Source organism: Anatilimnocola aggregata (assembly GCF_007747655.1).
Taxonomy (GTDB): Bacteria; Planctomycetota; Planctomycetia; order Pirellulales; family Pirellulaceae; genus Anatilimnocola; species Anatilimnocola aggregata.
On the sequence record NZ_CP036274.1, the window covers coordinates 2153839 to 2163796 of the forward strand.

Consider the following 9958-nt stretch of genomic DNA (forward strand, 5'->3'; position numbering starts at 1 on the left):
ATGCCCACGCGACAAAATCTCGAACTTGGCCGAATCCGACCGCTCCGGCTGTTCGTGATCATCTTGATCTTGCTCTTCTCGATCGAAGTGTTGGTGATGTTGGTTCTGCCGTATCTGTTGCCCATCAGCGGAACTAAGCTTGTCGAAGCGCTCGTTGATGCATTTTTATTGACGGGGGTGCTCGCGCCGTTGCTGTGGTACTTGATTGTCAAACCACTGCAAAAGCTCGCGGCGACCCGGCAACGACTCTTGGCTTTCGCACTGTCGGCGCAAGAGGATGAGCGCGGTCGCATCGCGCGAGATTTGCACGACAGTCTTGGCCAGGCCTTAACCGGTCTGATGATTGGCTTGCGGACGATCGAAGGCTCTTCACAGGAAGAAGCCGTTCAACTGCAAGCCCGCGAATTACGGCGGATTGGCAGCGATATGCACGATGAAGTTCGCCGCCTCGCCCGCGGCTTACGGCCGGCTGTGCTGGATGACTTGGGCTTGGTTCCCGCGCTTGAACGCTATGTGGCTGATCTCGGGGCCGCACATCAGATCGCTGCTAAGTTCGAACGCGACTGCCAAGAGGGGATCAAGCTTCCCGCGGATGTGCAAACGGCCGTTTATCGAATCGTGCAGGAAGCTGCAACGAACGCGGTGCGACATGGCAAGTCACATCATGTACAAGTCAAATTGAGTTGCTCTCCCGCGGAAGTGACCATTGCAATTTGCGATGACGGGGTAGGCTTCAGTGTATCCAAGGCGCTCCGCTCTGGTCAGGACAATTGTCCCTTCGGCCTGCTGAGTATTCACGAGCGTGCCAGCTTGTTGGGGGGCGAGGCCGCAATTACTTCTCGCCCTGGTCAGGGAACTCAAGTGAAGGCAAGTTTTCCTCTGCAACGGACGGTGGCGAACCATGGCTAAAATTCGCGTGTTGGTGGCAGACGACCATGCTGTGCTCCGCAGCGGGTTGAAGCTACTGATCAATTCACAGTCCGACATGCAGGTTGTCGGCGAGGCGGGAAGTCACGAAGAAGCGCTGCGCAAATCGCGCGAACTCAAGCCAGACGTGTTGACTCTCGATCTGACGATGCCTGGTGGGACCGCCACAAAAGTGATCGAAACGCTGTCGCGTGAGTGCCCCGCAACCAGGATAGTCGTGCTCACGATGCACGATGACGCCGCGTATTTTCGCGTGGCGATGGCCGCCGGTGCGTTTGGTTACGTGGTGAAACAATCGGCAGATACAGAGTTGCTCGATGCGATCCGCTGCGTGGCACGTGGGAAGATCTATACGCACGTGCAACTCGCCACGGCTTCCGATCGGCCTGCAGTCATGCTTGTTCCGCCGAACGGACCGACAAACTTGCTCAGCAGCCTCAGTGAGCGCGAACGGGAAGTGCTGACGATGGTCGCGCAAGGTCACACGAATCAAGCAGTGGCCGATCGGCTCGATCTGAGTGTCAAAACAGTGGAATCGTATCGCGCTCGCCTGATGACCAAGTTAGGTCTTCACAACCGTGCCGAACTCACCCAACTCGCCATGGAAGCCGGCTTGCTCGCTGGTAGTGGGGGGCAAGATTGAGTCCGCCTTGCCTCGCTTACTGATTCAACAAGTTCTCGATCAAATCCTTGGCTTCACTCGATGGCCATTCGCCAACAATTCACCATAGCAATGTTTCGCAATGCACTTAATGTTACCAGCTAAACTTCCAACCTTTCTGGATCCGCGCACGCTGCGAGGTCGTGTTACGCTCGTTTTGAATGGAACTCTGATTATTCTGCTCGGCCTATTTTTATTCATCGACTTTCAACGCGACTTCGCCGACCGCTTACGTTTAATGCGAACGGCACTCGACGAACAAGCGAGACTAATCGAACCAGGCATCTTCGAGCATTTGGCAATTAGCCGGGATTCCGCACAAGAATTCCTGAATGCGACCCATCTTCGTATGAACGACGTTGAGCACAGCCGGCATTGGATCGCTGTTCACACTCCTCAGGAGTGGCTAACGATCGGAGTTCCGGAACCCCTCCAGGTCTCCGTTGCGTCGTCCTTGAACAAGGTTTCTCGCGGTGAACTGAAGCTGGAAGAAGCTTTCGACGGAGAGTTTCTGGTAGGAAGTCATTCAGGCTCCGATTTCGAGATCCTCGTTGCAGAAACCTACCAGGAAGTTGAGGCGGGCATTTGGTCAGACCTGCGCCGACATACCTGGGGAGTTGGACTGATTCTGTTAGTGGGAATTGCCACCTTGAATCTGGTGATGAACGCGGGCTTTCTCGGTCCTTTAAACAGCCTGGCAGTTGCCGCCCGCGCTGTTGGGAAGGGCGATTTTGGCTCGAAGATCCAGACCGTGGGAATTCGAGAGCTGGATTACTTAGGCGCAGCATTCAACGGCATGAGGGAGCAACTCGCCGATGTTGAAAAGAACCGGGCAACGCAAATGCACACTGCTCGCCTGATTCAGGAACATTTACTTCCCAAATCCGTCTCAGTGGCCGGCTTCAAGGTTGCGTACTTGTTTCGGCCGACGGAGGCAATTGGTGGCGATTACTTCGACATTCTGCCGCTAAAGCACGGTGGTTCCATCATTGCAATTGCGGATGCTTCTGGGCATGGTGTACCCGCTGCACTCGTTGCGGCCATTGTCAAAGTGCTGCTGCTCGATGCCGTCGAATATATCTCGGACCCAGCGAAGATCTTGAGGCTTATCGACAAGCGGATCAACAGTCTCGATATACCCGAGGCTTTCGTGACCATGCAGCTGGTCCGCTTGTTTCCCGGAACTGAATACATTGACTATGCCAGCGCCGGGCATATTTCGGCCTGGATCATCCAAGACCAAATTCACTGTCTTGCCTTGCCATCCACTGGGCCCCTTCTCGGCGCGGGAATCGATGTAGGTTGGCAAACCGAACGTGTCGCGTTTCAAAATGGGAATCGTTTACTGCTGCTGACTGATGGAGTGATTGAGGCCTCACTTCCCGAAGGCGACGCCTTTGGTGAAGCAAGGTTGTGCGAGACGTTGAGAGGGTCCATTTCGGCCGGACCCGACGAAGCTCTGGGACGACTGCACCAGCAACTGCAAAAGCATATGAACGGTCAGGAATGTATCGACGACGTCAGCGTCATCCTGGTAGATCCCATTCAGTCAACGTAGGTCATGAACTTAGCTCGGCGCAGCCCCGAATAGCCAACAGAAAGAATGACTTTGCCAAATTCACCTGCCCCCAGTCCAACTTCTTCCCTCTCACCCACAGCTGCGAAGGCTTCGCCGCCGGTCTTTAGTGCCATCGCGACCGCCATTTGTGCAGCGCTCGGAATTGCTGGCGCTGTTTTCAACTCGCTGGATTTTTCTGGCGCGCCGATGTGGTCAATCGCAGCCTGTGTGAGTGCTTATCTGGCTGGCGGGCTTGGGCCGACCGCGAATGCACTGGCTGCGTTGCGGAAACGCGAGCTCAATGTCGATCTGCTCATGATTCTCGCCGCGATCGGTGCAGCCACGATCGGCGATTGGCTCGAAGGGGTGGTACTGCTCTTCCTGTTCTCGCTGAGCGGCACGCTGGAAGCGTTTGCCATGTATCGGACGACCCGCTCGATCGAGTCGCTCATTCAATTGCGACCACGCGAGGCCATGCTAGTGCGACCAGGCGTTGTCGACGACGAGCGCGTCGCGGTCGAATCGCTACAAATCGGCGATGTGATTCGGGTCCGACCCGGCGAACGCTTTGCCGTCGACGGTATGATAACGGAGGGAGAGACCTGGGCTGACGAAGCGACGTTGACTGGCGAGAGCGAGCCAATCCACAAACCGCTTGGCGCGACGGTGTTCTCCGGCACGATCAATGGACAGGGTAGTGTGCAAGTGCGAATGACGAAGGCGGTCGCAGACACGACGCTGGAGCGAATCGTCAAGATGGTGCAGGAATCGCAGGCACAAAAGACGCCGACGCAACGCTTTGTCGAGTCCTGGCAGCAACCGTACGTTGTCGGTGTCCTGCTCGTTGCAACGCTGGTGTTCGTAGGGGCCAAGCTCATACATACCGCCAGTTGGTACGACGCGTTTTATCATGCAATGGTGATGCTCGTCGCAGCTTCGCCTTGTGCGGTGGTGGTCAGTGCGCCCGCGGTTTTACTCTCGGCAATTGCCCGCGCTGGTCGGCACGGCGTGCTGTTTAAAGGGGGCGTGCATCTGGAGTCGTTGGGGCAGGTCGATGTGATTGCCTTCGACAAGACTGGGACAGTCACGATCGGCAAACCAGGTGTCACGGAGATTTGGACTCCGCTGGGTGTCGATGTCGCGCGGCTGCTCTGTCTCGCCGCGACCGTTGAGCAACGTAGCGAACATCCGTTAGGAGTGCCGGTGGTCGCTGAAGTCCGCAAGCGCGGCGTGGCTCTTTCTGATTCGCCGCTGGGTGATTTTCACAGCCACACGGGACTTGGTGTGCATGCTCGGATTGATGGAATCTGGGTTGGAGCGGGCCGAGAGGGACTGTTCGAGACGCATGGTATTGCGATTCCTGCAGTGCTCGCCGAACAAGCGCAGCGCATTCGCGAAGCCGGGCAGACGGCTTTGCTAATCGTGACCGATCAGGAATCGCTCTGCGGCGTCATCGGCGTAGCCGATCAGATCCGTCCGGAAGCGACGGCGACCATGGATGCGCTGAAGCACTTAGGAATTCGCAAGATCGTAATTCTGACTGGCGATCATGAGCGAGTGGCCCGCTCGATTGCAGCCACGCTGCATGCCGACGAAGTGCGCGCGGGCTTGATGCCCGATCAAAAGGTCGTTGAACTGCGCCGGCTCGCCGAATATGGCGGAATGGTGGCCATGGTGGGTGATGGCGTCAACGATGCACCTGCGTTGGCAGCAGCGAGCGTGGGAATTGCGATGGGAGGTGCTGGGACAGACGTCGCGTTGGAAGTGGCCGATGTAGTGTTGATGCGCGACGACTTGCGAGCACTGCCGCTGGCTGTTTGGATTAGCCACCTGGCCCGCAGACGAGTTCGCCAAAACATGATCTTCGCGTTCTCGATGATCGCTGTGCTGGTAATTTCAACGTTCTTCGATCTGCCCCTGTGGCTAGGCGTGCTGGGGCACGAAGGAAGCACCGTGATCGTGGTATTCAACGGATTGCGAATTTTGTGGGAGAAAACACCGAAGTTCTCTTGAGCCCGCGAGAGCGACTAGTCCAGCTTGCCACCTGGGCCACCCTTGTAATGGCAATCGGCGCACGAGTCGGAGAGCGTCGTCAGCGCGGCTCGGGCGCGAACGGTATCGCGTTTGTTCGCTTGCATGGCGAGCTCCTGCACGGCGGCGACATAACCATCAGCTGCGTCACGCACGTCTTTATCCTTGGTAGTTACAAGTGCCTCGCTCATGTCTGCTAGTCGCGGCAGCGCTTGGTTGATGGTGGCCCAATCAATGGGATTTGCCTGGGAGGCTTGAATTGCTTTCTTCCAGGGCGACTTCTTTCCTTCGTGCGTTTTCTCCATCAACTCGTGAACTTTCTCATCCTCGTCATCCTTGCCACCATAGGCTTCACGCTGATTCAACTGGTAGGCCAAGAATCCGATCAGCAAACAGGATGTGAACGACAGGCTGATCACGCTAGCGCGGCGCATGCAACAGTCTCCGGGTAAAAGAAGGAGTGACTACCGCGATTGTAGCTATCACCGCCAAGCTGGGGCCATGTCTCAGCCGAAAGTGGATGCCTTGTTGAAAACTTCAGCCTGCGATCAGGGTTTTCCCTCGCATACGGAGCATAACTCCTCTTCCTACCATTCAGCGTGGTGGAACGAGTGCTCGGGTGCGGTCGCGACCTTGCAGGCGGATCACTTCTTTTCTACGGAACCTCTCCGCGACCGGGAACGTTTGACGGCGCTGCCGTCGAAGGAGAATTGCGATGACCATTGGAAAACGTAAGTCTTGGATCGAACAATCGCGGCTGACACTGGAGTCGCTGGAAACCCGGAGCCTGCTCTCCGGAATTCACGGCGCAGCGACCGCGCGCGTCCCTGATCATCATCCAGCGATCGTGAGCACAGCAGCTGCCAAATCGACGGCGGTAGCCGCAAAGTCGTCAAGCGTCAAAAGTGAAACTCACTTGGTTGCCAACCTGGCTGACGCCACCGGCGCGAGCAAGGTAACCGGTACCGCCAAGTTCGAATCGGAGCTGAAAAGGGGAGTTCCCGTTCGTGAACTGAGTGTCGAAGTGAAAGGTGCGACAGCTGGATCGGTGATCCAAGTGACGGCGACGGATGCCAAGGGCACCGCGAGCGTGCTCGGCTCGATCACCGTCAAAGCCGACGGTTCGGGGAAGTTGAAGTTGACGGCCAAGTCGCCAGACATTCTGGCGGGTTCCAGCATCTCGCTAAACAGCACCGATGCGGCGGGAACTGTCAGCACGCTGGCCAGCGGCATCTTCGCCGTTCCCACCAAGGGATCAGGTTCAGGGCACGATTCGAGTGATCACACCGAAACAAAACTGGCCGCAAAGTTAGTTGATCCTGCCAGCAAACTCACCGGTTCAGTCTGTTTCGAGAGCGAAACCGAGCATGGGTTGGTGGTCAGTGAGTTGAGTGTGCAACTCAAGGGGGGAACGCCGGGTGCCGTGATCGATGTGTCGATTTCGCTCGACGGCAAGAGTCCTGCGTCGTCCATCGGCCAGATCACCATTGGTGCCGATGGCACGGGCAAACTCAAGTTGAATAAGACTGCGCCGGCAGTCACAGCAACTTCGGTCATTACTCTTTCAACTGTTTCAACCGCAACCGATGGATCGGTTACCGTGACACCAATCACAAATGCAACCTTCGCCACGGTACCCAAGCCGGGTCGCTAGTGGTTTCCTAATCTTCGAAACTTTGCCGAAGAAAATTGCTGTGTGACGCGGGGCTGCATTCAATGTTGCGAATGCAGTCCCCGTCGCTGCGATTGGCATTCGCAAAGCGAACTTCGACAGGATTGTCAGCTGAGCGATTTTTTCATCCGCATTCCTTGCCGCCTGCGTTACTACACGGGAGACCGCGCAATTTCGCTATGAGCTTTACTGGTCCGACATTCGCACGTTGCAAATGAGTGTTACTACTCGCGTTTCTTACTTGAAAGCCTCAATCATGTCCATGTCCCGCATTTTGGTCTGGGACCTTCCGACCCGGCTATTTCACTGGTTTCTGACCTCGGGACTTGTTGCTTGCTTTGCGTTCGCCCAATTGTCAGGCGAACACGGTACTTGGTTCTCTGCACATATGCTTGTCGGAATCATGCTTGGCTTGATGCTTCTGATGAGGGTGGCTTGGGGCATTATCGGAAGTAAATATGCTCGTTTCGATTGTAAACGACGGTCGAATAGTGCAGCGCGCGGCGGTTGAAAAGTGTGGCGCTGAGGTGGGGAAGGGTCTCAGTCTAAATCAGGGTGTTGGGGCATTCCAGTAAGAATCCTTCCTCCTCCGGAGGAGGAAGGATTGCGACGGTTGTAACGACGGCTAGGATTCTGCCGTTTCATCGGCGGGTGACAAGGATGAGGTCGCCGGTTTCGGGCGCGATCCTTTGCGGCGGCGCCGCGCGTCTTGCAAGCGATAACTTTCGCCGGTCGATTCGAGGATGTGGCAGCGGTGTGTCAGCCGATCGAGCACGGCGCCGGTCAGGCGCTCGCTGCCCAGGACTTCGGTCCATTGCTCGAACGGCAGATTGGTGGTCACGATCAACGATTGGCGTTCGTAAGCGCTACTGATGACCTCGAAGAGCAACTCCGCGCCCAGCTTACTGGCGGGGACGTAACCCAGTTCATCGAGGATCAGCAGATCGAACTTGGCTAGTGACGACTTCATCCGCAGCAGCGTCCGTTCTTCTCGGGCTTCCATAAGTTGCGTGATCAGTTCCGTCACGCGGCAGAAGCGGACCCGTTTGCCCCGCTGACAGGCGGCAATGCCAAGCGCGATGGCCAGGTGCGTCTTCCCCGTGCCCGGATGCCCGAGAAAGATCACCGACTCGCGGCGTTCCACGAACTCGCACCGCAGTAGTTCTGCCACCAGCACGCGATTGAGCGAGGGCTGGGCGGCGAAGTCGAAATCACCAGGCGATTTCAGGTTGGGAAAGCGCGCTGACTTGAGCCGCCGCTCGCTGGCACGCTTCTCACGGTTGAGTAACTCCAGCTCACACAGTTGCAGCAGAAAGCCCAGATGATCGACGTTCTCCGTCGCACACCGCTGGGCCGTTTTCTCGCAGCCCTCCAGGAACGACGGCAACCGTAGGGCCTTCAAGTGATGCTTGAGCAGCACCGTGCTTTTGGTTTCGAGAGATTTCATAACACACCTCCCGTCGTCAGCGCGCAGGTCAGTTCACGGTAAGACAGGAGATTGGGAGGAGGGATCGAGTGCGACTGCAGATGCGGATGATTGTCCAGCCGAAACCACCGCGTCGGCTCTTCCAGTCCCTGCTGCACGAGCAGCCGAATCGCATCGACGGCCAGAACGTCGATCTCCAGTGCCCGCTCAATCGCCGCAGTTAATGCAGCCAGCGAGATAGTCTCCAGCAGCCGCAAGGTTTTGATGAACTCCCGGCGGCCGTGTGCGCCGCCATCTGCTTCCAGACGCCGCCGGAGGAGATCGAAACAGTCCGGCAAGCCCCAGTTTTCCAGGGGTTTCGCGAAGTCCAAGCCCCCTGGCTTCCGCTCCAAGAGTGCCAGGTAATGCAGCGGGTTGTAATGGACCTGCTCCTTCGACCAGTCGCGTGGATGCTGGGCAACCAACTTGTCGTTAACGACCAGCCGAACTTCCTCCAGGCCGCCAATTGCGGTCACTTTCTGATGAGCATACTGCGTCGGCACCGAGTAATCGTTGCCGTCGAAGCGAACCAAGGAAAGAGAGTTGGCCTGGGCCGGTTCGACTCGCCGCGCTTCAAAGCCCGACTTCGGCAGCGGCAACAACGCAGCCTGCTCCTCTGCCAACAACGTGGCTTTGTTCGCCGGTTGTCCGCGTAACTGGCGTTCCAGATCTTCACAGCACTGCCGCTCGAGTTCGGCATTCAGCACTTCCAGGCTGCCGGTCCGTGGTACCGGCACCAGGAAGTTCCGCCGCGCGAAACCGATGAGGTTCTCCGTATGCCCCTTCTCCATCGGCCGTCGCACCAGGCAGAAGTGATGCTCAAACAGATAATGACTCTGCAGCCGTAGGAACTCACGCGTCGGCGTGTCACCCCGTTTCCCCACGAACCGGGCCACAGCAATCCGGCTGTTGTCGTAGCTGATCCGGCGGGGCACGCCGCCGAAGAACTCAAAGGCCCGCTGATGGCCCGCTTGAAACGTCTCGGTGCATTCGCGAGGAAAGACCTGCACGAAGAACGCGTCGCTGTACGGCAACGACATGACGCAGTACGCGACTTTCGTCGGCATGCCTTGCAGCACCACCTCCGCTTCGCCGAAGTCGAACTGGGCTTCGCCCGGTTGATGCGACAAGGGTAAGAACACCTCCGCCGTGGTCGTTCGCCACTCCCGCACGACCTCGCCGACCACCGTGATCCCGCCGGTGTAGCCATGCTCGGCACGCAGGCGGTCGAAGATCCGTTTAGTGGTGTGGCGCTGCTTGCGGGGCGCCGTTTTGTCCTGCTCCAGGATCTCGTGGATGATCGGCAGGAACGGATCGAGTTTGGGCCGCTCCCGGGGCAGACGTTGTCGATAACCGGGCGGCTCAGGGTGCTGCAGGATCTTTTCGAGGGTCTGCCAGTGAAGGGAAAATTCCCTGCAAACCGCTCGTTTGGATTTCTTCTCGGTCAGGACAAGACGACGGATTTCGGTCCAGTTATGCATATCTCGCAGCATGGGCTACGCTCGCGGATCGTAAGGCTTGAGACGCTGGGAAGCCTCAAATCTGCCTTACGGATTCTCACGAGCAGGGCTAGCGCTGCACTTTTCGACCGACCATCGGCTCCGCCGCGCGCTGCACTATTCGACCGTCGTTTACAGACGCAAT

Annotated in this window: 8 protein-coding genes; 5 read left to right on the top strand and 3 right to left on the bottom strand. The window is 57.5% G+C overall.

Annotation, left to right across the window (positions count from 1 at the left end; genetic code table 11):
* From ETAA8_RS08270 to ETAA8_RS08285, 4 genes are all read left to right on the top strand, one after another.
* Positions 1-909 (top strand): sensor histidine kinase, encoded by a 909-nt coding sequence (locus ETAA8_RS08270; RefSeq protein WP_145087384.1) that lies wholly within the window; start codon positions 1-3, stop codon positions 907-909.
* Complete coding sequence (locus ETAA8_RS08275; RefSeq protein ID WP_145087386.1) at positions 902-1570, top strand: response regulator; 669 nt, start codon at positions 902-904, stop codon at positions 1568-1570. The genes ETAA8_RS08270 and ETAA8_RS08275 overlap by 8 nt, the downstream gene beginning before the upstream one ends.
* Before the next feature lie 175 nt (positions 1571-1745).
* Positions 1746-3146: a PP2C family protein-serine/threonine phosphatase gene (locus ETAA8_RS08280; RefSeq protein ID WP_202921677.1), complete on the top strand. Its 1401-nt coding sequence runs from the start codon at positions 1746-1748 to the stop codon at positions 3144-3146.
* Positions 3147-3191: 45 nt separating this feature from the next.
* Complete coding sequence (locus tag ETAA8_RS08285; RefSeq protein ID WP_145087390.1) at positions 3192-5159, top strand: heavy metal translocating P-type ATPase; 1968 nt, start codon at positions 3192-3194, stop codon at positions 5157-5159.
* Between the two features lie 14 nt (positions 5160-5173).
* Here ETAA8_RS08285 and ETAA8_RS08290 read toward each other — a convergent pair whose 3' ends face one another.
* Positions 5174-5611 carry a hypothetical protein gene (locus tag ETAA8_RS08290; RefSeq protein ID WP_145087391.1) on the bottom strand — a complete coding sequence of 146 codons (438 nt, stop codon included), beginning with the start codon at positions 5609-5611 and terminating at the stop codon, positions 5174-5176.
* 281 nt (positions 5612-5892) lie between these two features.
* Here ETAA8_RS08290 and ETAA8_RS08295 point away from each other — a divergent pair, with 281 nt between their 5' ends.
* Positions 5893-6831, top strand: a complete 939-nt coding sequence (locus ETAA8_RS08295) for a hypothetical protein (protein WP_145087393.1) — start codon at positions 5893-5895, stop codon at positions 6829-6831.
* Between the two features lie 643 nt (positions 6832-7474).
* Here ETAA8_RS08295 and istB read toward each other — a convergent pair.
* On the bottom strand, positions 7475-8296 hold the full coding sequence (istB, locus tag ETAA8_RS08305) for an IS21-like element helper ATPase IstB (RefSeq protein ID WP_145086466.1): 822 nt from the start codon (positions 8294-8296) through the stop codon (positions 7475-7477).
* A complete protein-coding gene (gene istA / locus ETAA8_RS08310; RefSeq protein ID WP_145086469.1) occupies positions 8293-9807 on the bottom strand; it encodes an IS21 family transposase in 1515 nt (504 codons plus the stop codon). The genes istB and istA overlap by 4 nt, the downstream gene beginning before the upstream one ends.
* Positions 9808-9958 lie beyond the last annotated feature (151 nt).